This window comes from Streptomyces sp. NPDC054783, from assembly GCF_053611725.1.
The window spans coordinates 35,840-58,169 of the sequence record NZ_JBSHAY010000033.1 but is presented as its reverse complement, the minus strand read 5'-3'; the positions used below and the strand labels follow the sequence as shown (position 1 = coordinate 58,169).

The following is a 22,330-nucleotide window of genomic DNA, read 5'->3' as shown; positions in this document are numbered from 1 at the left end:
CGCCCGTTTGAGTCGAGTCGCTCCTGTCTGATCCCAAAGCGCCCCCGGTTGACGCTGTTTGCGCCCTGGGGGTGCGTCGTGCCCGACGGTACTACCGAAACGATACGCGACAGTGCCCGTATCCCAGCGACCTCTCCGATGCGCGCTGGGAGTTGATCGGCCCCACGCTCACCGCCTGGCGGGCCGAGCGCAGAGGCAAGGGCCTGGGCATCGGCCGCCCACCCGAGCACGACCTGCGCCGCATCATGGACGCCATCCTCTACGTCGACCGCACCGGGATCCCGTGGCGGTACCTGCCGCACGACTTCGCACCGTGGGAGACGGTCTACGGCTACTTCGCCGCCTGGCAGAAGGAAGGCATCTTCGAGGTGAAGCAGGCCCTGGGCCTGGCGCACTTCGAAGGCCGCACATGGAGAGGCTGGCACCACCACGTCACCCTCGTCTCCGTCGCGCACGCCTTCTGCACCCTCCAGCGCATCGCCCGGTCCGCAAAAGAGACGGCGCTGGCCTGACCCTCTACCGGGTCGTCCGCGAACTGCAGTTACTCCTCGCGGTCTGGACCGGCGCCTGCCCCACATGTCACCGCAACATGCCGGAACCGATATCAACCTGACCAAGCACTAATAGTCCACGTCGCGATGATCGACCTCATAAGCCGACGACTCACCAACGAATCCACCCCGAACTGGCGCAATACCTGAACCTCAAACCAAACAACCTCGCCGGGACAAAACGCTCTTTTAGAGGTCCTAACAAAGGCGTCGGACGTGTCTGTAGGTGATGAGACATGTGGCGAGCCCGAGGAAGGCTTCGTGGATGTCGTACCGTCGCTCCCACCGTATGCGCAGGCGTCGGAAGCCGTGCAGCCAGGCGATCGTTCGTTCGACGACATGCCGGAAGACGCCCAGGCCAAGGCCGTGTGGCTCGCCTCGCCTCGCGATCACGGGACGGATGCCGCGCTGCCACAGCAGGCGCCGGTACTTGTCGTGGTCGTAGCCGCGGTCGGCGAGCAGTGCGTCGGGCCGGTGCCGGGGCCGGCCGACAACCCCGGCGACGGCGGGGATCTTGTCGAGCAGGGGCAGGAGTTGGGTGACGTCGTTGCGGTTGCCGCCGGTCAGCGACACCGCGAGCGGGATGCCTTGGGCGTCGGTGATGACGTGGTGCTTGCTGCCCGGCCGTGCGCGATCGACCGGGCTGGGACCGCTTTTGGGCCCCTGTGGGCCGCCCGCACGTGGGAGGAGTCGATCACCGCCCGGGACCAGTCGAGCTTCTTCGCCGACCGCAGCTTCTTCAACAGCAGCACATGCAGCTGGTCCCACACCCCGGCCTCGTTCCACGCGGCCAGCCGCCGCCAGCAGGTCATGCCCGAACCGAAGCCCAGCTCCTGGGGCAGGTACTCCCACTGGATGCCGGTGTGCAGCACGAACAGGATCCCGCACAACGCCTGCCGATCCGGCACCCTCGGCCGTCCCTCGACCAGCTTCGGCCCCGGCTTGGGTAGCAACGGCTCGATCAGCACCCATAGTTCATCCGACACGATCCACGGCCGCGACTGATGTTTCCCCACGACCAGATCAACGAGCGCATGAGCCAACTGTCACATGATCGGCCACTTCTGTTAGGACCTCTAAGTGGGCAAGGATGTGGTCTCGTCGGGAGGGTGCAACCTGACAGCCGGGATCTCAACACGGCGACCTCGGGCGATGGGGCCGAAGCCGTGCTCGACCGGCCAGCGGACCGCCCCCACGCTTCTCAACGACTACCACGCGCGGATCACGTCGAGGCCGACGTCGGTGCCGTAGCCGGCGATGACGTCGCCAGGATGCTCCCCGTGTCCGAGCGTCAAGATGGCGAGAAGGCGGCGAGCGCGAGCACGGGCGGCTTCCGCCAAAGGACCTCCGGAGTTAGGGAGCGGCGCCATAGCCATCGCCTCGAGGTCGGTGCGCCTCTGATCAGCGTCGATCTTCAGGAACACGTCGCCGATGCGCAGGGTCGCGCGCTCGTGATGGGCGACGACGGCCTCGACCTCCTCCACATCGGCCATTATCGCGGATGACCACCGACGTCGCCGGGGTTTATCGCCTGCGACCGCGCGGCTGACCGCGCCCGCCCCGCACACCTACTGTGCGCCCTGCTCGTCCTGACGGGCCTCGAAGTCAACCGCTGGCAGACGATCTACAACGCAGATTGCCGCCCACCAGCAAGAGCACCCCGCACCACCATCACGCCACCTTTCCCCCAGCCATTTCAAGATGGCGCAGGCTCAATCAGGCCTAACTGTCGCTCGTCCACGTGACAGCAGTCCCGTAGGCGATGAAGTTCACGCTGCTGTACCCACCACCACCGCCCGGTGGATGAGCGGGGCAGGTAAAGCCAACGCCCAGTACCGCGTCATAGCCAAGGTTGTACGCCTCGATCAGGAGGGCCTCGTAGGCAGCGTCCATCGAGGAGCGCGCGGCGCCCCAAATGACTTTGACCTGTGTGAACGGGCGCGAGTCATGGCAGAGTGTGCTGGCTGTAACGGTTGCCAGCGCCCTTTCACGAAGCTCTCCGGCCTCCTGCCGCCTCTTGCGGGCGTTGTCCATCCACTTCACGATCCCATTCTGACGCGCACTCAGTTCAAATGTCACGACCAGAGATCAGCAACCCCTGGAGCCGATCATCTAGGCGTTGCGTGAGGGGACACGGTCTGCGAGCTCGGCGACGAAGTGGCGGCCTGGGCACCCCAGCGATGGTCCATCGTGCCGAAGTGCTGCAGGACGTCCAGCAGCTGGTGCGCCTCGGTGAGAGTGAGCAGCGGCAGTCGCGGCTCGTACAACTCCGGCATACCAAATCCAGGATCGAGAAGTTCGTCCATGCACGTCATAACGGACGCACCCCGTGCCCGTTACGCTCGTCGGCTGGCGCCTGAACAGGGCTTACCCCCTCCGCATCCCGCGCGCTGTGCTCCAGACCCGCCTGGACCCGTGAGGTGGGGGTGAAGGCGAGGTGGGGGAGTTGTCGCATCAGGTCCACGCGCGTAGCGCACGGCGCGAGGGCTGCGGTGATCTCGTGTGTGCGTCTCCAACCCTCACAAACTTTGGAGAGTTCATGCGTCGCGCCTTCGTTGGCCTGCCCGCAACCGCCCTGCTCCTGATCGGGTGTCAGCACCGTCCCGGCTTTCGCCGATCCGCCCACCCCGCCGCCTGTGGCGACCGCCCGCGCGGAGCTGGCCGCGCTCACCGTGGTCCCGCCGCATTCGATGGACGGCTACGCCCGCGACAAGTTCGACACCTCGTCCGGACCCACGCCAACCAGATCCAGGTGCTCACCCTGGCTATCGAGGAGCTTGCCGCAGACAACCGGCGCCTGCTGCAAGCTGTTGGGCAAACCAGCGACAACGTCAGCGCTCTCCGTCCCAATGACGCTTCGCCACGATTCGTGAGACACCGTCAGGCCCCTCTAGCGCCACGGATGTCGAGGAGAGAGCGGAAAGCGCATGAGATCCTCGCCCACGATTAGGTCGCCACGGTATTTCGCCTTACGGGCCCCATCTAGGGCGAGTTGCCGCCACCGGCTGGTCGGGACCTGAGAGCCGTCTCCCGGACCGAGGTGGCTGAGGACGAGGGAGAAGACCTCCGAATTGCGGGCTACGCTGCCGATGTCGCGAACATCGGTGTGGGTTTTGCGCATGTGCTCCGCAAAGGTCTCGGTGGCGCCCCCCTGAATCTAGTACTGCAGGTCGACGGCCTCATGCACCAGGATGTCCGCGCCGTGGGCGAGGGTAGGGATGTTCGGGGCCAGGGCGGTGTCACCGGAGAACGCCACCACGCCGTCCGCGGTCTCGAAGCGATAGGCGAAGGCCGGGAAAACGGCTCCGTGTGGTACCAGGGTCGCGCTCACCGTGATGTCGTCGTTGCTCATCACCTTGAAAGGCCGCATGGCAGGAGCTGTGTCCCCGATGGGTGAAGCGCCCACGTTCGGGATGTCGATCTCGTGCACGCGTAGCGCGGTGGCCGGGTCCGTCCCCAGGCCCTCGGCGATGAAGGCGTTGCTGGAGTACCCGAATGCCGCGTCGGACAGCCGCGTCAGGTCGGCAAGGCCGGGTGTCGGGTGGTCTGGTGCGACCCAGCGTGTCCCGTGGTGGGAGGGTGTGGGCAGGGCTCCGGCCGGGCCTGGACCGTAGACGTCGAACAGCGGCATCTTGCCTGTGGCCAGCTGCATGTACGCGGCAACGAGTGTGGCGAAGCCGAAGTAGTCTGCGACGTGGTCGACATGCAGGTGGGTCAGGAAGATGCCCCTGAGCCGGGAGGGGTCCAGGCCGGCTCGCATGTACTGCGACAACGCACCGCGGCCGCAGTCGACGAGGTAGACGTTGCCGTTGACCACGAGGGCGCTTGCGATGCCGAACCTCGTGCGCACGGGGGCGCCACCGGCGGTGCCGAGCAGGACCAGCTCGGTCTTGGCCCTGAGCGAGGGGCTGGAAGACTTGGCCGGGGATGTTGCGGCAGCACAGCCGGCCAGCAGGCTCGCTGAGGTGACTCCGGCTGCGAGCGCGGTCGAGGGCAGCACTGCCCGCCGGGACGTTCCTTCAGCTGCGCCGCTTGGCTCACAGGTGCACATACATCGTCCATTCTTGGCTTGGGTTGGTTCGCCTGGAGCGTGTCCAGCCAAGGTGCGTGCAAATGGGGCCATGACGTGATCTTGGAAACCGGCCTTGGGGACCATCGGCGACCCCGCGCGGCCGGACCCCGCTGTTCTGGTCCCACGTACGCCCGTACGGGGAGGTAGACCTCGACATGGACGCCCGCCTGAAACTCGCCGCCGTCACCGTGCCGGACCCCCGGCCGCCAGCGGACGCCGACGCTCAACAGCCAGCTGGGCATGCGTGAGCTCGCGTACGGTCGACATCCGCCACGCTTTCGTTACCTCGGAATGCGATCAGAGCCAGCGTCCAGGTCCGCTGCTCCTCGTTCACCGAGGTGTCCAGGTGCGTCGTGTCGGTCAGCAGCAGCACCTCGATACCGATGCCCCGGACCAGCAGGAGGGCACTGGCGCCCCATCCCAGCCACCTTGCCAGCAGAGCGGGAACACCCCGGAGCCTGGGCCGGGCAAGCAGCCATCCCAGCGAGGCGCCGAGGAGACAGAGCACACCCACACCCCACAGACCGGCCGCGACGAACCACAGCGGGCGCTCGGAGGCCAGCGAACCGGCGGAGATTCTCAGCCCCACATCACCGCCGACGGCCCAGTAGAAATGCAATCCGGCGAACGCGGCCGCCCACAAGCACGCGACACGCCCCCACAGCGTGGACGGTCCTGCACCTGTTCCCTCCGGTTCGCGACTCACCGCCGGCCCTCGAGGCCATCTCGCCTGTCAGCACACGGGCCATCCGCTTCCTGTGGCAACACGATGAACGCGGTGCCCTTGGTCAGGTCAATGCTGGAGCGGGGCGGTGCACCGTCGCCCTCGTCGTCCCGCCACAGCAGTTCCACCCGCCGCTGCTCCAGTTCCACCGTCTTGTTTCCGTTCACCACCGCCGTGAATTCATCGAAGGCGATGTTTGACAACGAGCGCCCCGTGCGCCTGTGCAGCCACGGGATCAAGCCCAGTCCCGTGAACCACCGCCACATGCTCTCCACCAGGGCGAACAAGGCCAGCAGACACGCGAAGGCCGGGAACGACATGAGCCAGATCGTCACAGATGGCCGCCCATCGTCCTCAAGACAGTTGCACTCGTCTCGCTGATCGCCATGGGATCACTGTTCTGGATCCGCGGTGCGCAGGGATCAGACCGGCGTATGATGCGCTTCCCCCATGCGGCGGAGGCGCCGCCATGGAGGTCCACCGCATGGTGGAGGTGTGGGGCGTGGCGACCTGTCTGACAGTCCCTGGAAACCTACGAGTGGCCGCACGAGGATTCTGGTCCGGACTGCGAGTGCCTGCCATCGCGGACCAGTTGAGGTCCAATCCCAAGACAGTTCGCCGGTGGCTTCACGGATTCAACCGCTTCGGCCTGGACGGGCTGGACGGGCTGGAGGACCTGGGTGGACAGGGCCGGAAGCGGCGGATCACCGAAACGGAACGCTCAAGAATCATCGGTCTGATCAAACAGCCGCCTGGTCGGCTGACTGTGCAGGCCGACGGCGAGTTGCCCGCGGCGGATGAGTCCGGGCCGCCGGAGTGGACCCTCGACGCGCTGGCCGCCGAGGCCGGACGGATGGGCATCAAGATCGGTCGCAGCAGGTCCGCCGGATCCTATTGGCTGAGGGCGTGCGCTGGCGCCGCACCCGTTCCTGGACCCGGTCGAAGGACGCGGACTTCGAGGGAAAAGGACCAGGATCATCGAGCTCTACACCTGCCCGCCCGAAGGCGCGACGGTCGCAGTCAAGCTCCTTGTCGGCGTCGGCCTGGGCCATCAGCGCCGCGAACACCCGCTCCCAGGTGCCATCGACGGCCCACATCCGCAGCCGGTTGTAGACGCCTCGCCAGTTCCCGTACTTCTCCGGCAGATGGACCCACTGCGTTCCTGTCCGGAACTTGAAGGCGATCGCGTCGATCACCTCACGGTGGTCCCGCCAACGGCCACCCCTCTTCGGCTTCCGGTCCGGAAGTAACGGCTCGATCCGCGCCCAGTGGGCGTCAGTCAGCGACATGCCCAGATCAACGTCCCACTGATCCAAACGAAACTGCCTAGCTAGTTCCTGCTCTGCAAGCCTCGGGATCCAGAGGCCAAGGGCCTGGTCGAGCGGGCCAACGGCTGTCTGGAGACGTCGTTTCTGCCCGGGCGGGTCTTCACCTCGCCGGCGGACTTCAACATCCAGCTCGCCGACTGGCTGACCAGGACAAACCGGCGCATCCACCGCACCTTGCAGGCCCGTCCGTCGGACCGGCTGGAGGCCGACCGCTCCCGGATGCTCGCCCTGCCGCCGATCGCCCCGCCGGGCTGGTGGAAGGCATCGCTGCGGCTGCCAAGGGATCACTATGTCCGTCTGGACACCTGCGACTACTCGGTCCATCCCGTCGCTGTCGGCCGCCGCATCGAGGTCGCCGCCGACCTGGACCAGGTCCTGGTGACCTGCGACGGGGTCGAGGTCGCCCGTCATGCCCACAGCTGGGCCCGCCATCAGACCATCATCGACCCCGATGACGCGGCGGCGGCCGCGGTCGCCCGCGAGACGGCCACGGACAAGAAACCAGCACCAGTGGAGGTCACCGAGGTCGAAGAGCGGTCGCTGGACTCCTACGACCGGACCTCCGGCGTGATCGACGGCGGCCTGAGCACGGGTGAAGGGGCAGCGTGATGAGCACGAAGAACAGCACCACCCAGGCCAGGACCAGCCACGATGTCAGCTCTGAACTCGTCTATTTGACCAACGCGTTGAAGGCACCGGCCCTGCGGGATGCGGCCGTCCGTCCGCGACGCCGTCAGTTCCGGGAGCGTAGTGATCGCCCTTAACCAACCTGGCGGGGCGTCACCGACCGTGCGCCCTCCATCAGACCCTTCCGCGCCTCGGCCACGATCTCCGTGTGCCGAATGAGCAGCTCGAGGTGGCTCGTGACCAGAGCCGCCTCGGCAGGAGTCGTCCAACCAGGTCTGTGGATGATGTTGAGGAGGTCCTCGTATTCATCGTGCGTGATGGCTTTCGTCATCGTGATGAGATGACGAATCCGCTGCTCGAGGTGGGAAAGCTGAGCCTGCTCCATGGGCGCTCCTTGGGTCGTAGCGGTTCGAGCAGCCCATACATATCCAGAACAGGAGTAGTCGCCATCGCGGCTGAACGGGTGGAGTGAACCCTGCCGAGCGATGCCGACGTCACAGATGCGACTGGTCAAGTGCCCCGGGAACCGGGTGCGGTGTGGGTGCCTCGTGGCGTCAGCGCCGAGCCCGGCACTGGGCCTTTCGCATGGAAATCAGCGCATCGGATGGCCGCGCGCCTCACACCGGGGGCGCTCCTCTCGGCTGGACGATGGCCGCGATGTGTGACTCCACCCGCCCCGGCACGCTGGGGGCATGAGGCGCCGAAGGTGCGGCGCTGTCAGCGTAGTTTGGTCCATCAGTAGTACGTTCGGGCCGTTCAGAGCCATGGCGCGGAGGCAGAGATGAGCGAGCGGAGCGGCATCGGCAGGGCACTGGCGAAGAAGGAGACGCCGCGTACGATCGCTGAACTCGCGGACGCGGCCGAGCAGCAGGCGGGGCACTGGCTCGACCGCGAGGTGTGGTGGCGCGTCACGCACTGGACCACCCTGGTCACCAGCAGTGTGCTGGCCTCGGTCGCCGGTGCCACGGCGCTCGCCGAAGTGTGGCACGGTGTTCTGGCCGGCGGCCTGGCTCTGACGGCATCTGCCCTGACCGCTGCGGCCGCCGCTCTGCGTCCCGCGGTGATGGCTGCGGGCAGCGGCGCGAAGGCAGCGAAGTACCTCGCCCTCGCCCGGGACGCCCACCAGGCCGAGGACACCCACAGCGCGGACGATGTCGGGTGCGACATCTACTACACACTTCTCGCGCGTTACGACGCGATCAGAACTTCCCCCGAGCCGGCGCTCCCCGCGCTCGCCCAGTGACTGCCGGTCCATGGGCGATGGCTGCTCTGGTAGGTGACGGGCGGTGCCGGATACTGAGTTCCGGGCGGCGACGAAGCAAGCTCACCACCACGGCATCGCGGGCGGAGCTTGCCCGCCGCCCGTAGGGGCTGGCGTCGAGGCACTGCACGAACACCAGCGCATCGTCCGCTGCGCCACGAACCGGGCCACCGAACCCGTCGAGGAAGTGTCCCGCCGCATCTACGCAGGCTACGAGCCGGACCATGAGGCACTGGCCGACGAGATCGCTTAGCAGAACGTCCTCACCGGTACCCCCACGGTGGCCGCACCCACCCTGCTCGCCAGCAAGTTCCTCACCGCGAAGTCAGGCGCTTGCGGTTCTGCTGGACGGCGTAGCCAGTCGTCCCGCACGGGGGAGCGAAGTCCGGAAGCGGGCCGCCACCCTTCAAACTGGGCATTGGCGGCTGGTGCTGGGGCGGATGCTCAGTGCGGGCGAGACGTTTCAGAACGGCGTCCCGCTGAGGCCTCGGGAAGGTGCCCATCGTGTCGGTCTCGGCGATCTGCCGCTCGAGGTGCGCCAATGATCGCCCGAAGCCGGGGCGGGTCAGGGGGCAGATTGGACATGGCGTGCACCGTGTAGGGCCCCCAGCCTGCCGACCGCCAGCCGTGCCGGTACGGGTGGAACAGCACCTCCGATGACAGGTGGATCAGTCGCCTCCGGAGGGTGGCGGGCGGGGTTACGGCGAGTTGCTGGTCGGCGGCGTGCCACTCCTGTGGTGCGCGAGCCAGGTCGTCGGGCATCGGACTCATGACCTGGATTCAATCGTGCGTTCGAGTTTGTGGGGCAGCGGAGGAAGGGTGCCGTTCGCATGTCGGCGTGATCAAGCTACGCTCGCGGCATGGCTGGCTTCTTCCAGATGTCCACAGCAACTCCGACACGAGAACAAGCGGTTGAGCTGGCACGTACCGTCGTAAGCCGGCGACTGGCCGCGGGCGCCTAGATCATCGGTCCCGTGATCTCTGCCTTCTGGCACGAAGGGGAGTGCGGTACAGGCGAGGAGTGGCAGCTGCTGCGGAAGAGCACCGCCGCGCGGTACCCGGAACTCGAGGCCCACATCCTGAAGAACCATCCCTGGCACAACCCCGAGCTCGCGGCTGTGCCGATCGAGGCAGGCTCCGAGGGCTGCCTGGAGTGGATCGCCGCCAACACGACATCGGCTGAGTAGGGCATCAAGCGCCGCCGGCCTTCTCTAGGACATCGGCGAGCGTCGCGATCTCACCGGCGGTGACGCAGGCGAACCTGGCTACGACGATCTGCCGCAAGGGCGGCTGCACCAACAACATCCGGCCGCCGGAGGCGATCACCCGCAAGGGGAAGCAGGGGAACGCCGCCTCCTACGGCTACAAGGGCAGCCTCGGGGATGCCGAGTACGACCACCTGAGTTCACTTCAGCTCGGAGGCGACCCGAACGACTACCGCAACCTCTGGGTAGCGCCGGCCGACCCTGCTCACAAGCCGGGCTCGGGGGAGAACAACCTGAAGGATCCGGTGGAGACGAAGCTGCACACTGCGGTCTGCTCCGGGAAGGTCACCCCCGCCGCAGCCCAGCGCGCAATTGCCGGCGACTGGACCACTGCCTTGCCCAAGCTGGGCCTGAACTGACCAGGTAGGTCAGCACCGGCACCGCGGCGGCATCGGGTGCTGCGGGCGTACAGCGCGATGCCCTTACAGCGGGGAGGTGAGGCGCTCGCCGGGGTGTCCGTGCCGACGGCGTGCCAGGCGGGCAGGTGGGCGGCGACATTGCCGTCGGCGTCGTAGTCGATCCCTTCCCCGAAGGCAGCTTCGAAAGTGCCGGATGCGGGGGTCGGGCCGGCAATCGTCTTCGGCGCCCGTGCCGCCCCGTTCATTCCCACAGGATCTGGCATGCGGTGAGGCCGAAGGTGGCCACGCCGAAGGCGACCATGAATGCAAGGGTCAGTCGCACGTCGCGAGTTGAGTGCTTGAGTGTGATCCCAACGAGCACGCCGACGAGAGCGGCAGCAAGTCCGATCGTCAGGATCCAAGGGGCCTTCTCACCCATTCCGGCCTTCTCTTCATCGAAGGTGGCCGGTGATCGCAGGGCAGCTCTCAACCAGGCCACCCAGTTGGATGGAGGTTGAGACCTGCCTAGTGGTGCAGATCCGGGGTCTTCCAAGTAACGGTAGGCAACACCGCGTCCGGAGCTGTCTTCCGCCGTGAACGTTAGGCGACGTCGCGTCCGGCGCCGTCTACCGTTCGATCAATGCGTGATGCGCAGCCACTCCCAACACATCCCGACCGAGTGCGCGAGAGCACTCGATGAGGGGTAGCCTAGCGTGCTCGGCGCGTCACTGTCACGCGATCCCCAGCCCACGGGAACCATGCCGCAACGGCTCCAGGCGATGAGGGCGGGGCGGGTCGGCATGGTGAGTTCCGGCCCGGCGGCCGTGCTGCCGGCACAGGCCACAAGGCGCCCGGAAACGGCTCTGCCCCGGGCTGTGTGCCGAGTGCTGCGCCGGCGCCACCTACCCCTCTGCCTTCGCCCGCGCTGGCGCGGCCTTCGCCGCCGCACTCGCCCTCGCCGCCGCCATCACCGGCGTGCTCGCCCAGGTCCTCACCTGACGCCGCAGCAGGTGCCGTTCCCGGCTCGGCCCGGGACAACACCCTCGTCGGTCCCCGAGCAGCACACCGTGCGCCGGCTGGCGATGGAACACTGACGCGGGGGTCAGCGTCCGAGGGAGGGGCCGGAGCGGCCCTGGCTCGGCTTCTGGTAGCGGTACTCCCGCTGTGCCCGCCGGGCGTTCTCGCGGGCCCGCTCGGCGGCCTGGCGCTGGGCCTGCTTGATGTGGGCGGCGCGCTCCTGCGCCTCGCGGGCGTGCTGGGTGGGGGCCTCGGCTGCCATGCGGGTGCGCAGCGCCTTCTCCTCCTGCAGCTTGCCCACCGTCGCCGTACTGACGGTTGTTCCGGCGTAACGTGCCGGGTAAAGGCCTGGTACATCGTGCGTCGCGGTGAGCGCCGAAGGGGTGCAAGCAGGATCTGTGCTGGACGGGCGCCACCGGCTGATCGAGCCCATTGGCTCGGGCGGCTTCGGACACGTCTGGAAGACGCGCGACCCCAACGTCGACCGCCCGGTCGCGGTCAAGGTGCTCACCGGTGACGCGGGCAGCAGACGGCAGGTGGCCCGCTTCGCCCGTGAGGCCGCAGTCGCCGGCGGCCTCACGAGCGTGCAGTTGAGATCTGGAACGACGAGCTCGTTGACGTACAGCACCGTGTCGTCGCGGCGTACGACGGTGATCCGGCCGGAGAGCTGCTCGGCCTCGATGACGGCCAGCGTCTGGAGCATCGCTTGCGCGCAGGTGTCGTGGTTCTGCCAGGAGACGTACCGGCCCTCGGTGAGGAGGCGGTCGGTTTTCGTCCGCCTGGGCCGGGCCGCTGATCTGCGGGTTCTGGCCGAGGTGGACGAGCTCGGCGAGGCCTTCGCCGGGCGCGTCCAGGCACCTGCAGGCGGGCACGACGGTGCGGCCGTCGATGCCGACGTGCTGAAGGAGCCCGGCCAGGCCGACGACCGCGCCGTTCTGGCGCGGGCAGCCCGGTTGTTGCAGGCGGACCTTGCCGGGGACGAGCCAGCCGTGGCGGGGCATGTCCTGCGGGGCGCGGCTGACTGCCAGGGTGAGGTCCCACAGGGCGTCTTCGTCGGGGCTGGCAACTCGGCGCGCAGTGCGTCGCGGATCGTCTTCCGCTCGCGTTCGGTGTGGGTGAGCCCGTCCGGGCCAGGGTGACGTCTTCCATCTCGGGGCCGGTGTCGGGCAGGAGGATCGGTTGGGCGTCGGCGGCGGGCTGGAGCTGGTTGGCGTCCACCTCCTTGTGCGGGAGGTTGAACGCCTCGGCGAAGGCGGCGCCGGCGAGGTGGCGGGGCACGCGGGGTGCGGTACTCGAACCGGAACCCGGACGCCCCTGTGTCCGGGCTGTCCGCGAGGGTGTCCTCGGACACTGGCCGGACGGTGCCCCGGCTGGTCATCCCGGATCGATCGTGGGATAGCCGAGGTGGTGGGCGCACCCGGAGTCGGGGTGGCCGCGTTGCCAGATCTGGTGAAGTTGGCGCCACTGCTTGCGTTCGGCGTCATAACTCGTGGGCCGGCGCAGCCCCATGGCGTCCAGCAGCAGCCAGCGGTGGACGTCGAAGGCCGCCCGGACCAGCTCCCCATAGGCGAAGGCCGCCCGCAGGGCGGCGCGGAAACCGAGCCAGGAAGTGAGGGCCCCGCCCGCGGCACACAGCACGGCGGCCTGCCAGGAGAGCATCGCGCCGGCCAGGGACGCACCACCCACGGCGAACACCGCGCCGAGGCAGCTGATCGTGATCATCAGGTCGAGCGTGGCGCAGGTGGCGGCGAAGTGGAGAGTGAACGTCTCGGGCAGCGTCACGTAGAGGCGGGGCCAGGCTGTGGCCGCGTCCATGCCGTAGCGCTGAGCCTGCTGCTCGGCGGCGCGGACGACGTTCCCGATCCGTGTGGGCATCAGCCGGTCCGGACTGGGAAGTGACCATGGCCGCTCGGTCCGCGCCACCTGATCCTCGTGCCTGCGGCGGAGCCGGTCGGCGATGCGGTCGCCGTACGGCAGGGCGCTCCAGTATCCCTCGTACAGGCGGATGAGCCCGGGCCGGAGCGCGGCGAGCAGCTGGGCGAGCACGGCGGTGACCGCGATGGCCAGGAGCACCGTCAGGATCCGCAGATCGGCGGGCAGACCTTGCCACGCGTGTCGGCTGCGGGACTAGCCGACACCGCAGGCGGCGAGTGCGCCGGTCAGCGTCGCGAAAACGACCAGCGGAAGCCAAACGGTGGTCAGCAGCCGGCGCTCGAGGAGTCCGCCCGCTGTCTGCAGCAGTCCCGGCACGGCTCACTCCAGGTCCGGATCGAGGGGGTGGCCGTTCACACAGGCCTTCTGGTCACCCGGCAGGCAGTAGTCGTAGGCGTTGACGGTGCCGCAGGTCAGGCACCGGATGCGGACGGCGTCGCTGACCGCCTGCGCGACCCCGTACAGGAGCGGGTCGGAACCCGTGTCGCCGCGCAGTCCGGTGCCGACGAGGAGGGCGTCCACCAGTGCCCTGCGCGGCACGAACCCGAACGGACGGCCCGACCCGGCGACCACCACCCCGGGCACCGTGCGCGTCACCATGCGGACCAGCCGACTGGTGGCGGCCAGGTCGCGCAGGGAGGTGCCCGGCGACATCACCACGGCGGGGAACACGCCTTCCGGCGTCCTCACCCGGTACGGTTCGCCCCCGGCGTCCACCTCCACGGTCGGCTCCGGGCCGGGCTCCGACCCTGCCGACGGCTCGCCGTCGCGGCGTCGCACCGTGCGGACGCCCCCGGTCACCAGTTCGCCGATGGTGCCCTTCATATCCGCCCCCTCACGGACCGACGTGTACATACGGGGCCCACAAGGACGGCAGGTCCGGATGGCTCTCCCGGAGCGCACGCACCGCATGGTGCAGCGCCGTGGCGCCGTCAATCCGCTCCGTGGTGCTGCTGGCGAGCGCGAGGTGGGTGTACACGTCTTCGGCGACAGACGGCGCCATGACATCCGCCACGGGCCAGAGGGTACCGATGACCTGGCGGAATCCCGCCATCTGGAAAGCCGAGGTCGGGTGGATCGACTCATCCATGAGTTCCACGCCGCCGACGGCGGTGGAGCAGGCCGAGAGATACGCCAGCTCGGCGCCCCGCAGGTGCAGCCGGCTCATGTCGAGGACGTTCATCGTCTCCTTTCCCAGCCGCAGACCTGACGTGGAGGGGGCGAGCGGGTCGAAGACCCCGTGACAGGCGAAGTGCACGATCGCGGCGTGCGGCAGCGCGTCGAGGACCGTTTGCCGCGTGGCGCGAGCGCCGGCCAGGACGGTCGCACCGGGGAAACCCGCCCGGACGGCGTCGACTTCGGGACCGGCCGCCGGCAGGTTGTCGTCGGGCCGGGCCACGACCAGGGCCCTCGGCGAGTGACCTCCCCGGGCAGTGGGGTCGCCGGTGGCCTCGGTCGCGCGCAACAACGCGCCCAGGGTGGGCGTGTAGGACGGGATCACATGGTCCAGCAGGCCGCCCTCCGCGGGATCCTCCGCCGCGTGCAACGGCAGGGAGGCGAGGGCGCCGGTCGGGCACCACCACAAACGGGGCAGGCGTGCCCGAGGCGGGCCGAGCAGACCCAGCTCGCCCAGGACGGGACGGGCCACGGTCTGCCACAGCCACCGCAACGTCTCACCGACGGGCGCGTCCAGCTCTCCGGGACACAGAATCATGCTCCTGACCAGCTCGGTGGCGCGCTCTCCCACCTCTTGCGCGGTCAGCTTGAGGGGGACGGCCCGTACGCCGTCCCCTTGCACGATTAGGGCGGCGCACCCGTGCATGCTGACGTTCACCATCACCACGGGTCCGGAGGCGGCCGCCGCGCGCAGCCGGTCGATGCGCAAGGGGCTGAGGAAGTCGGCGAGGCCCGGCACCGTCCTGACTTCGGCGAGCGCGGCTTCCCACTCCTGTGCGGCCTGCTCGCGGGGGCGCCTGCGGCGCCGGTGGCCGTTGCGCAGGAGCACCGGCTCGTCATCGTCAGGCCGGAGCGCTGCCGCTGCCGATTCCAGCCGTGCGGCGAGTTCCGGCGCCACGGCGCGTACCGTGTCGAGCCCGGTTCGCAGCTCCATGCCCCGTCCCAGCAGCAGGCCCCGACCGGTCTCGAGAAGTTCCACGGCCTTGTCGGCCTTTCCCGTCCTCAAGGCCAAAGCCGCTGCGCCGGCGGGAATGTTCGACCAAGTGGCGAGGCGGCGCTCCTGCACCCGACGGCTGAGGTCGCGTCCGATCTCGACGGGCATCAGGGAGACGGCGTCGGCGTATCCCTGCGCGGCGCGGTCGACTTGGCCGAGCGAGAGGGCGACCTGCCCGGCGGCCAGGGCCGCGTCGACCTGCAGGGCGGGGCCAGCGGCGGGTGTCCGCACGGCATCGAGCACCGTCATGGCCTCCTTGGCGGCCTCCGGATCGCCCGCGCCCGAGCGGTGGCGGATGGCCAGAGCACAGCCGAGGAGGAACAGCCGTCTCGCCCGCGCGGACGGATCCTGGCAGGAGGTGTCGGCCACCGCCTGACGCGCCAGGCGGGTCGCCTCCTCCAAGTCCTCCGGGGCACCGGTGGTTTCGTAGCGGTCCAGCAGGGTGTGGCTGACAAGGGTGAGGTAGGTGAGGAAGTCCGGGTGGTCCGGTTGGCAGGCGTGCACGGCGGAGCGGGCCAGGCCGACAGCCAGGTCGAGATCCTCCACGCAGCCGTTCTCCACGCCCCATGCGCTCAGGATGCGGGCGGCGCGGAAGGAGAAACCGGGCCGGTCCGGATGACCTTCTGGCAGGTTCCGTACGGCCGCCAGCGCAAGCTCCCTGGCCTCATGGAGGTCACGCGGCTTCTTCGCGCAGTCGTACCGGCTGCGCAGTGACATGCTGAGGGCCGTCAGATACAGGCTGCGGGCGGGGTGCGCAGCGGGCACCGACGCCACGGCGTGGCGCCCCATGGCAATCGCTTGGTGCAGGTCGGCGGGGTCACCTGAGTGGTCGTACTGGTCGCGCAGCAGGCGGCCCAGGACATGAAGGTGCAGCCCGCACTCGGGGTCGAGTGGAGACGCCGCTACAACGGTCTCCGCGGCGATGTCGGTGGCCTCGTCCAAGTGGACGCGCTGCCCTGACCGCTCGTACCGATGAGCCAGGACAAGACACAGGTTGCTGCGCAGTCGCGGGCCGTAGGGGCTGTCCTGGGAGACCAACCGTACGGCGCTACGGCTGCTTTCCAGCGCGGCGTCCAGGTCGGACGGGTCCCCGCCGTGTTCGTAGCGAACCCGGTGCAGGACTCCGAGGTTGCCCACCTGCTGGGCGTACTGCACGTGCTCCCTGGGGAAGTCTTCGACGACCGCCGCCATGATGCCGACCGCCTCGTCGAGATCCGCGCGGGCACCGGTCATGCCGTAGCGGTCCCGCAGTACACCGGCGACGTTGCCCAGCATGAGAAGCCGGAAGTCGCCGATGCCGGGTGCGTCCCGAGCGGCGGCCCGGGAGAGGGCCAGGGCCTCCTCCAGGTCCTGCGGAGCCCCCGTCCGCCAGTGCCGTGCCAGCAGCGACCGGGACAGGAACGACTCGATGTGGGCGCGCATCCCGTCTCCCGGCCCACAATGGTCGAGAACGGTCCGGCCCAGTTCGAGGGCCTCCTCGAGATCCTTCACGGCGCCGGAGGCCTCGTAGCGCAGCAGCAGGGCGCCGCACAGCACGGTCCCGTGCTCGACGAGGCCCGCGGCTCCCTCGGCGGCGAGCGCCCCACGGCTCAGCTCCACGGACTGATCCAGGTCGTGGGGGTCGCCCAGGATCGTGTAGCGCGTCTGGAGCGAGGCCGCCGCCAGAGCGGCAACGCGTGCGGACCGGCGCTTCCCTCCTCCCGCAGCCGCGGATGAGCGCGCCGGTCCCAGTGACCGGACGATGTCGTCGGCGCCGCTGAGGATGCCGTGGCCCGCGTTGCTGGCGAAGTCGAGTGGGTGCGGCAGGCCGGCGGCGCCGTGGCCGGTCCGCGGCATGGTTTCCAGCCTCGCGCACAGCGCCTGGACGGCTTTGGCGGAGAGTCCGGCGTCTGCCTGTGCCAAGGCAGTGATCAGCGTAGCCGTCGCCGCCTGAGTGGAGCATGGTCGCACACGCGGCCACCGGTCCGGCGACGGCAGCGGATCCGCCGCGCCACGGTTCAGCAACCGGTGCAGCTTCTCGGCCGCGGCCATGTCGACTTGGGCCGTGGAGTTGGCCGGCAGGCGGCTGCGGAGCCAGTAGAGTCTGGTGGCCAGATCGGCAGCCTCGGCGTCCAGTACCACGGCACGACCACGCCGGAACCCGATGGCCGAGCGCTTGAGCAGACGGGCCTCGTCGGTGGCCTGCTGCGTGAGCAGGTCGTGGGCATCCCCGCTGTTCAGGAAGCGTTCGATCCGCTGTTTCGCCCGTGCTTTGAGCAAACCCTTGCTGATCACCCGTCAAGGGTGGGGCGTGGCGTTCCGGAATGTGCGGGAATCATGGTTTTCCAGCGGGCGGTGGGGGCGGTGGGGTATGGCGGCCGGACGCCTCCTGCCGCAACGCCGCCACTTCAGTGCTGACAGCCGAGACGTCATGGTGTGGGCCCGCTCCGCGTGGCCCACACGCGCGCGAACTTTTCGGGGTTCCGCCACGCACCTCGCGGCCGGTTCCTACCGTCGCCTTGACCGGCATTCAGCGGCGAGCGTGACAGTGGGGGAGGGACGTGTGGGCGGCAGGAAGGCCTTGCTCGAGGCGTTGCATGTTCTGCGCGACCATGAGGAGGCGGCTGAGCACGGCTGGGTGCTGCTCGGCATGCTGCGCTCCGAGCACCACAAGGGGGTGGACGCCGCGGTGGGGCAGGGCCTGGTGGAGCTGGCCGACCGGGAGATGCGTGCGGAGTTGTCCGCGTACGAGGGCGGGCCCGTCCGGTGGGCGGCCCGGCTCAGCGGCTACGGCCGGGATGTGCGCTGGCCCATACCGAGGCCAGCCCGGCCCCCTCGCACCAGCCTGAGAGGCCGGCAGGGGGCGAGCGGCTGGTGGAGCTGCGCCGCTCGGAGATGGACGCACTGCGTCGGTACGTGCACCTCGGTGAACGGTTACATGTGCCGCCGGCCGAGGGCCTGGCCGACAGGGTGCGCACCGCGCGCCAGATCGGCAGCTGGTGGGTTCTGTACCTGAACGAGGAGCAGGTCGCCTCGGTGGCCTATGCCTTCTACTTGCGTTCGATGGGCGGTTCGGTCGCGGAAGTCAATCGGTTCGGCCGGGAGTACGGCGTCGTCTTCCGGGCTGGCCAGCCGATGGGCGACGAGCAGCCGAACCGCTACGGCCGTAGCCGGCTTTGACGCGTCGGCCGCAATTGCGTCGTGGCGAACTGGCTGTTCGAAGGGGCGGACTGAACCCGTCACAGGGCTTGTCTCTGGCGGGGAGCGAATGCGGTCGAGCATTCTTCCCTTCTGGGACACGCCGGGGTCTAGTCTCATACGAGGTCAGGAAGCCAGAGCACGGGCGTCCTCAGTGCCCGGGGGAGACCATGGACGTCGAAACATTGATCCTGCTGGGAGCGGCGGGTGGCCTATTACGCGGTCTCCTGGACGCCTACGCTGGGTTTTCGCTGTGGCACGCGGCTCGCCGCGAGCATCGGCGTGGGGTTGCCGGCTCGGACACCGACGTACCTGTCTTCCGGGAATACGTGGATCCCCTCGCCGACTCCATCGCGGCCGTCGTGCACAGCGCCCTGGGGGCTGGCGCCGCCGTGCTTTTCGGCACGACCGGCCAGATCAGCGGGGCGTACGCCGCCCTGGTCGTCGGTATGTCGGCTCCGCTGCTCCTCACCCAGCTCGGCCAGCTGCAGTCGGTGAGCGACGCGGTCCGGGGCGGCCCGCAGACTACCGGCGGCCGACCGACTCAGACACTCCCATTGCCCGACCCACCAACTCTCGCCGACGGCCAGATCGGGGAGGCGTCGTGAGCGCGCGCCTTTTGCGCACGCCTTCCCGACAGGGGGGTGACCACATTGCGCAGCGTTCCGTCGCACCTGCTCAGTGAGGACCGTCAGGACTACGAGCGGATCCTCGACGAGGCGCTGCGCTCGAACCGTCCCGAGCTGGCCGCACTCGGAGAGCGCCTCAACCTCGAGCAATTGCGCACCATGGCGATCAGCGCCACCGCGCTCATCGCGGCGGCTGCGGCGACTGAGTACCAGCACTACGTCAAAGTCCGCGAGGAGCTGCGCGACCCGAGACTGTCCACCCCGTCGTCCACCTACCAGTCCGGCACCGGTACCTCGGGCACGGGCGCGAAGAAGGGCGCCGCCACAAGGGCGGAGGCGGTCCAAGCCGCCGCCACCGGAGCGGGCATCGGGCGGCGCGTCCTTGCGAGCATCCTGGGCGTCGAGTACCGCGCGGGCCGAAGCCGGGACACAGGTTCCCGAGGCCTGCCGCTTCGGTTCCGGTTGGTGGCAGCCTTGCTCGGGGCACGAGAGCGTCCCACCGTGCCCAAGCGCACCCCTGCCCCCGCCAGGACCCCGTCTGAGCCGGGTGCGGCTGCCGCCTACGCTGTCACGGCGTCCATCCTTTTCGGAGCGCTCGGCGTGGTCTGCCTTTCCGTGGGTTACGCGTTGAAAGCTCTCGGCCTGGCGCCCGCGGACGCCGATATGGTGATCGGCTCGGGACTGATCCTGGGCGGGATCATGATCCTGGTATCCCTGGCCGGGGTGATCTGGCTCATCGGCACCGCACTGCGTGAGGCGTCCTCCCCGTGGGGCGGCGACCACGATCAGCAACTGAGTACGGAGGTGGATCGGGCCAGGGAGGCGTGGCGGCAAGCCCTGCTGGAGCGTGGTTTCTTGCCATTCTTTCAGGAGGCCCTCGCCGAGCCCGGCACAGCGACTCCGCGGCGTCATGATCCGCCCCAGGCCCCGTCCGGCCGCATGCCATACCTCGGCTATGACCGTCCAGGCTTCTCCAGTCCCTATGACGGCACCGACTCCGAGCGGCGCTCTGGCTTCGCGAGCCCGGACTACACGAGCCCCGACTTCGGCGGCCCGGAGCGCCAACCAGAGTGACCGCTGCGGTGTTCAACGGCTGCTCGTGGACGGCCTCGAGCCAGAGACTCCTGCCTTTGAAACGGTCCGCCTCGACCTAATATGTGGGGCTTCTTCTTCCATCCGCCGCCTGAGGGCCGTCACCGCCGTAACGGCCGCTTCCGTGGGAGCGGCCGCGCTGCCGGCCGCGGCCGCCGATCACCACCCGGGCTACCCCCGTCACACCGCGGTGTACATCAGCGATGTCCAGTACGACTCACCGGGCCGGGACGACGACCGCTCCACCCGCTCGCTGAACAGGGAGTGGGTGGACCTCACCAACGCAACCCGCCGGGCGGTGAACCTGGACGGCCGGACACTGCCGGACGAGGACGGCCACACCTACACCCTCCATCACGTGTGGCTTAAGGGCTGGGTCACGGTCCGCGTCCACACCGGTTACGGCAGGGACACCCGCACCGACCTGTACCAGGACCGGCGGCATGAGGTGTGGTAAAGGGACGGCGACACCGTCACGTTGCGCACCGATCGCAGCCGCCACGTCGACGCCGTTTCGTGGGCCGCGACCGCGACCACCGTGGCGGGCACCGGCACTGACACGCCGAACGGATAGGTGGCGCTCGCACAGCCGGCGCCAGGAACATGCAAGCATGCAACCACACAACTGCTCGGATCGGACCCTCAATAGCCCAGGTCGTAGAGCCGTTGTCCGTCCATGACCAGGCGGCGCTCGTGCCCTCCAGCCCTGTTGGGCAGAAGTGTGGGGAGCGTGTCAGCCTGACAAGGCGTGAAGAGCGGATTCCGTGGCAAACCCCACTGATAAAGAGCAGCTCGGTCGCCTTCCGGGAGGTCCCATCGCTCAGCAACCCCGACAGCAATGCTGGACTCCGCGGTCACCAGGCGCGATACGGGCTGCGACAACACCTGGCGAAGGGCGTCATGGACCGAAGCCCACCCGTCTGCACCGTTGCCCTCCACCCACGTCAGCATTCCGGCATTGACGCTCATCTTCAAGATCGTTCACGGAACTGCGGACAGAGCCGTTTTCAAGAATCGCCATCACCCGGCCACCCTCCGTCCTGTTCGTCGGCTTCGCTTGGCCGCTCCGGCTCGACGCGCATGAGGGCATGGTGCAGCTGGTCGTCACCGAGCTGGTCACCAACGCGCGCAAGTACGCCCCCGGCCCGTGTCTGCTGACCTTGGAGGCCAACGCGGGCGCCGTCGAGGTGACCGTATGGGACAGCAGCACCTCGCTGCCATTGGTCCTGGCGGCAGATCCGAGCCGCGTCGGGCAGCACGGGCTGGAGATCGTGCTAGTCACCCTGATCGTTCTCTGATTCTGGCTCGTGGGAATCGCGCCGGGTCAGGGGTTCAGCGCGCGGAGGCCGGCGCCCGGGTGCGGAGTTCCCCGATGAACCCCCAGCAGGTGCTGTCGAATCGTCAGGACCGGACGGGGAGGTTGGCTTCCCATCCGTCGAGGAGTCGTTCGAGTCCCAGTTCGAACCCGCGCTCGGCGCTGTCGGCCGCATGGGGGAGCTCGGCATCACGAATGACCCGGGCGAGGAGTGGGTGGCGCCCGGTTTTGACGACTTTGTCGAGGTAGGGCGCGTGGGCGTCCATCCATTCCTGGATGCCGACTCCGGAGCGTCGGACGGCTTCCTGTTGGGCGAGCTCACCGATGGCGTAGCCGCGGGCGAAGGCCTGCAGCGTGTTGACGACGGTGATCATGACGTCGATGTCGAAGCCGAGGGGATCGAGGGCGGCGAGCGCGCATTCGGTGGCATCGAGGGAGTTCGGTCCAAGTGATGGGCGCCCTGCCGCGAGGGAGGCCATCCAGGGATGCCGGTGGATGGTGGCCCGGGAGCGATGGGCCAGCGCCCGCAGGTCGCCGCGCCAGTCGCCGGTGGGGGCAGGCGGGCCGCCGTCTTCGGCCGCTACGGCGTCGAGCATGAGGTCGAGCAGGTCGTCTTTGGATGCCAGGTAGCGGTAGAGCGAGGCTGTGCCCGTTCCCAGCTCTTTGGCGACGCGCCGCATGGACAGAGCCTCGATGCCCTCGGCGTCGGCGATCGCGACAGCGGCGGCGGTGATCTCCGTCCGGGTGCGTGACGGCGCGGGGCCTTTCGCGGCCCGCTCCGGCCGGTTCCAGATCACCGTGTGAGCGTCGTCCATCGGTTTTCCTCCTCACT

The 22,330-nt window shown here is 68.8% G+C and carries 24 protein-coding genes and 6 pseudogenes; 12 read left to right on the top strand and 18 right to left on the bottom strand.

All coding sequences use genetic code 11. The features are described from left to right. Positions 1-71: 71 nt before the first annotated feature. Positions 72-365, top strand: a pseudogene (locus tag ACWGJ5_RS37930) (transposase); the annotation flags it as partial. A gap of 384 nt (positions 366-749) precedes the next feature. Here the strand turns inward: ACWGJ5_RS37930 and ACWGJ5_RS37925 are convergent. From ACWGJ5_RS37925 to ACWGJ5_RS37895, 7 genes and pseudogenes are all read right to left on the bottom strand, one after another. Next, positions 750-1,567 (bottom strand): IS5 family transposase gene (locus ACWGJ5_RS37925; protein WP_453314169.1). Its coding sequence is split into 2 segments (ribosomal slippage): positions 750-1,216 and positions 1,216-1,567, totalling 819 coding nucleotides; the frame shifts between segments, so codons are not numbered across the junction. A gap of 60 nt (positions 1,568-1,627) precedes the next feature. After that, a pseudogene (locus ACWGJ5_RS37920) lies at positions 1,628-2,035 on the bottom strand (hypothetical protein). A gap of 238 nt (positions 2,036-2,273) precedes the next feature. Continuing rightward, entirely contained in the window at positions 2,274-2,594 is a 321-nt protein-coding gene (locus tag ACWGJ5_RS37915) for a hypothetical protein (RefSeq protein WP_453314168.1), read from the bottom strand. A 65-nt stretch (positions 2,595-2,659) separates the two neighbouring features. Further along, positions 2,660-2,857, bottom strand: a complete 198-nt coding sequence (locus tag ACWGJ5_RS37910; protein ID WP_453314167.1) for a hypothetical protein — start codon at positions 2,855-2,857, stop codon at positions 2,660-2,662. Positions 2,858-3,708: 851 nt separating this feature from the next. Further along, a complete protein-coding gene (locus tag ACWGJ5_RS37905) occupies positions 3,709-4,551 on the bottom strand; it encodes an MBL fold metallo-hydrolase (protein WP_453314166.1) in 843 nt (280 codons plus the stop codon). Positions 4,552-4,846: 295 nt separating this feature from the next. Further along, positions 4,847-5,329: a DUF3995 domain-containing protein gene (locus ACWGJ5_RS37900; RefSeq protein ID WP_453314165.1), complete on the bottom strand. Its 483-nt coding sequence runs from the start codon at positions 5,327-5,329 to the stop codon at positions 4,847-4,849. Beyond that, complete coding sequence (locus tag ACWGJ5_RS37895) at positions 5,326-5,667, bottom strand: DUF6191 domain-containing protein (RefSeq protein WP_453314164.1); 342 nt, start codon at positions 5,665-5,667, stop codon at positions 5,326-5,328. The genes ACWGJ5_RS37900 and ACWGJ5_RS37895 overlap by 4 nt, the downstream gene beginning before the upstream one ends. Positions 5,668-5,684: 17 nt before the next feature. Between ACWGJ5_RS37895 and ACWGJ5_RS37890 the strand changes: the two are divergent. Continuing rightward, positions 5,685-6,158: pseudogene (locus ACWGJ5_RS37890) on the top strand (helix-turn-helix domain-containing protein); the annotation flags it as partial. A gap of 49 nt (positions 6,159-6,207) precedes the next feature. Here ACWGJ5_RS37890 and ACWGJ5_RS37885 read toward each other — a convergent pair. After that, entirely contained in the window at positions 6,208-6,636 is a 429-nt protein-coding gene (locus tag ACWGJ5_RS37885; RefSeq protein ID WP_453314163.1) for a transposase, read from the bottom strand. Between the two features lie 213 nt (positions 6,637-6,849). Between ACWGJ5_RS37885 and ACWGJ5_RS37880 the strand changes: the two genes are divergently transcribed. After that, positions 6,850-7,284 (top strand): Mu transposase domain-containing protein, encoded by a 435-nt coding sequence (locus tag ACWGJ5_RS37880; protein WP_453314162.1) that lies wholly within the window; start codon positions 6,850-6,852, stop codon positions 7,282-7,284. Between the two features lie 151 nt (positions 7,285-7,435). Here ACWGJ5_RS37880 and ACWGJ5_RS37875 read toward each other — a convergent pair whose 3' ends face one another. Continuing rightward, positions 7,436-7,687, bottom strand: a complete 252-nt coding sequence (locus ACWGJ5_RS37875; protein WP_453314161.1) for a hypothetical protein — start codon at positions 7,685-7,687, stop codon at positions 7,436-7,438. Between the two features lie 396 nt (positions 7,688-8,083). On the opposite strand from ACWGJ5_RS37875, the gene ACWGJ5_RS37870 reads away from it, so the two are divergent. The 4 genes and pseudogenes from ACWGJ5_RS37870 to ACWGJ5_RS37855 all read left to right on the top strand — a co-directional run. Further along, complete coding sequence (locus tag ACWGJ5_RS37870) at positions 8,084-8,545, top strand: hypothetical protein (protein ID WP_453314160.1); 462 nt, start codon at positions 8,084-8,086, stop codon at positions 8,543-8,545. Between the two features lie 43 nt (positions 8,546-8,588). Continuing rightward, positions 8,589-8,816 carry a hypothetical protein gene (locus tag ACWGJ5_RS37865; protein WP_453314159.1) on the top strand — a complete coding sequence of 76 codons (228 nt, stop codon included), beginning with the start codon at positions 8,589-8,591 and terminating at the stop codon, positions 8,814-8,816. A 721-nt stretch (positions 8,817-9,537) separates the two neighbouring features. Then, positions 9,538-9,750 (top strand): divalent cation tolerance protein CutA, encoded by a 213-nt coding sequence (gene cutA, locus ACWGJ5_RS37860; protein WP_453314158.1) that lies wholly within the window; start codon positions 9,538-9,540, stop codon positions 9,748-9,750. A gap of 44 nt (positions 9,751-9,794) precedes the next feature. After that, positions 9,795-10,187: pseudogene (locus ACWGJ5_RS37855) on the top strand (hypothetical protein); the annotation flags it as partial. A 241-nt stretch (positions 10,188-10,428) separates the two neighbouring features. Here ACWGJ5_RS37855 and ACWGJ5_RS37850 read toward each other — a convergent pair. The 7 genes and pseudogenes from ACWGJ5_RS37850 to ACWGJ5_RS37820 form a co-directional block, all read right to left on the bottom strand. Further along, positions 10,429-10,605 (bottom strand): hypothetical protein, encoded by a 177-nt coding sequence (locus tag ACWGJ5_RS37850; RefSeq protein WP_453314157.1) that lies wholly within the window; start codon positions 10,603-10,605, stop codon positions 10,429-10,431. A gap of 663 nt (positions 10,606-11,268) precedes the next feature. Then, positions 11,269-11,484 (bottom strand): hypothetical protein, encoded by a 216-nt coding sequence (locus ACWGJ5_RS37845; RefSeq protein WP_453314205.1) that lies wholly within the window; start codon positions 11,482-11,484, stop codon positions 11,269-11,271. Positions 11,485-11,853: 369 nt separating this feature from the next. Then, a pseudogene (locus ACWGJ5_RS37840) lies at positions 11,854-12,561 on the bottom strand (hypothetical protein); the annotation flags it as partial. Continuing rightward, positions 12,558-13,256 carry a hypothetical protein gene (locus ACWGJ5_RS37835; protein ID WP_453314156.1) on the bottom strand — a complete coding sequence of 233 codons (699 nt, stop codon included), beginning with the start codon at positions 13,254-13,256 and terminating at the stop codon, positions 12,558-12,560. The gene ACWGJ5_RS37835 and the pseudogene ACWGJ5_RS37840, both read right to left, overlap by 4 nt. 54 nt (positions 13,257-13,310) lie before the next feature. Next, positions 13,311-13,433, bottom strand: coding sequence for a hypothetical protein (locus ACWGJ5_RS37830; RefSeq protein ID WP_453314155.1), 123 nt, complete (start codon positions 13,431-13,433; stop codon positions 13,311-13,313). Between the two features lie 3 nt (positions 13,434-13,436). Continuing rightward, a complete protein-coding gene (locus tag ACWGJ5_RS37825; RefSeq protein WP_453314154.1) occupies positions 13,437-13,940 on the bottom strand; it encodes a hypothetical protein in 504 nt (167 codons plus the stop codon). A 10-nt stretch (positions 13,941-13,950) separates the two neighbouring features. Beyond that, a complete protein-coding gene (locus ACWGJ5_RS37820; protein ID WP_453314153.1) occupies positions 13,951-17,559 on the bottom strand; it encodes a CHAT domain-containing protein in 3,609 nt (1,202 codons plus the stop codon). A gap of 579 nt (positions 17,560-18,138) precedes the next feature. On the opposite strand from ACWGJ5_RS37820, the gene ACWGJ5_RS37815 reads away from it, so the two are divergent. From ACWGJ5_RS37815 to ACWGJ5_RS37800, 4 genes are all read left to right on the top strand, one after another. Beyond that, positions 18,139-18,444 carry a DUF6417 family protein gene (locus ACWGJ5_RS37815; RefSeq protein ID WP_453314152.1) on the top strand — a complete coding sequence of 102 codons (306 nt, stop codon included), beginning with the start codon at positions 18,139-18,141 and terminating at the stop codon, positions 18,442-18,444. Between the two features lie 188 nt (positions 18,445-18,632). Beyond that, on the top strand, positions 18,633-19,070 hold the full coding sequence (locus ACWGJ5_RS37810; protein ID WP_453314151.1) for a hypothetical protein: 438 nt from the start codon (positions 18,633-18,635) through the stop codon (positions 19,068-19,070). Between the two features lie 36 nt (positions 19,071-19,106). Further along, positions 19,107-20,165 carry a hypothetical protein gene (locus tag ACWGJ5_RS37805; RefSeq protein ID WP_453314150.1) on the top strand — a complete coding sequence of 353 codons (1,059 nt, stop codon included), beginning with the start codon at positions 19,107-19,109 and terminating at the stop codon, positions 20,163-20,165. A gap of 142 nt (positions 20,166-20,307) precedes the next feature. Further along, complete coding sequence (locus ACWGJ5_RS37800; protein ID WP_453314149.1) at positions 20,308-20,640, top strand: lamin tail domain-containing protein; 333 nt, start codon at positions 20,308-20,310, stop codon at positions 20,638-20,640. Positions 20,641-20,825: 185 nt separating this feature from the next. Here ACWGJ5_RS37800 and ACWGJ5_RS37795 read toward each other — a convergent pair whose 3' ends face one another. Continuing rightward, complete coding sequence (locus ACWGJ5_RS37795; RefSeq protein ID WP_453314148.1) at positions 20,826-21,152, bottom strand: hypothetical protein; 327 nt, start codon at positions 21,150-21,152, stop codon at positions 20,826-20,828. A gap of 116 nt (positions 21,153-21,268) precedes the next feature. Between ACWGJ5_RS37795 and ACWGJ5_RS37790 the strand changes: the two are divergent. After that, positions 21,269-21,460, top strand: a pseudogene (locus ACWGJ5_RS37790) (ATP-binding protein); the annotation flags it as partial. A gap of 124 nt (positions 21,461-21,584) precedes the next feature. On the opposite strand, the gene ACWGJ5_RS37785 reads toward ACWGJ5_RS37790, so the two are convergent. Beyond that, positions 21,585-22,313: a TetR/AcrR family transcriptional regulator gene (locus ACWGJ5_RS37785; RefSeq protein ID WP_453314147.1), complete on the bottom strand. Its 729-nt coding sequence runs from the start codon at positions 22,311-22,313 to the stop codon at positions 21,585-21,587. Between the last annotated feature and the right edge of the window lie 17 nt (positions 22,314-22,330).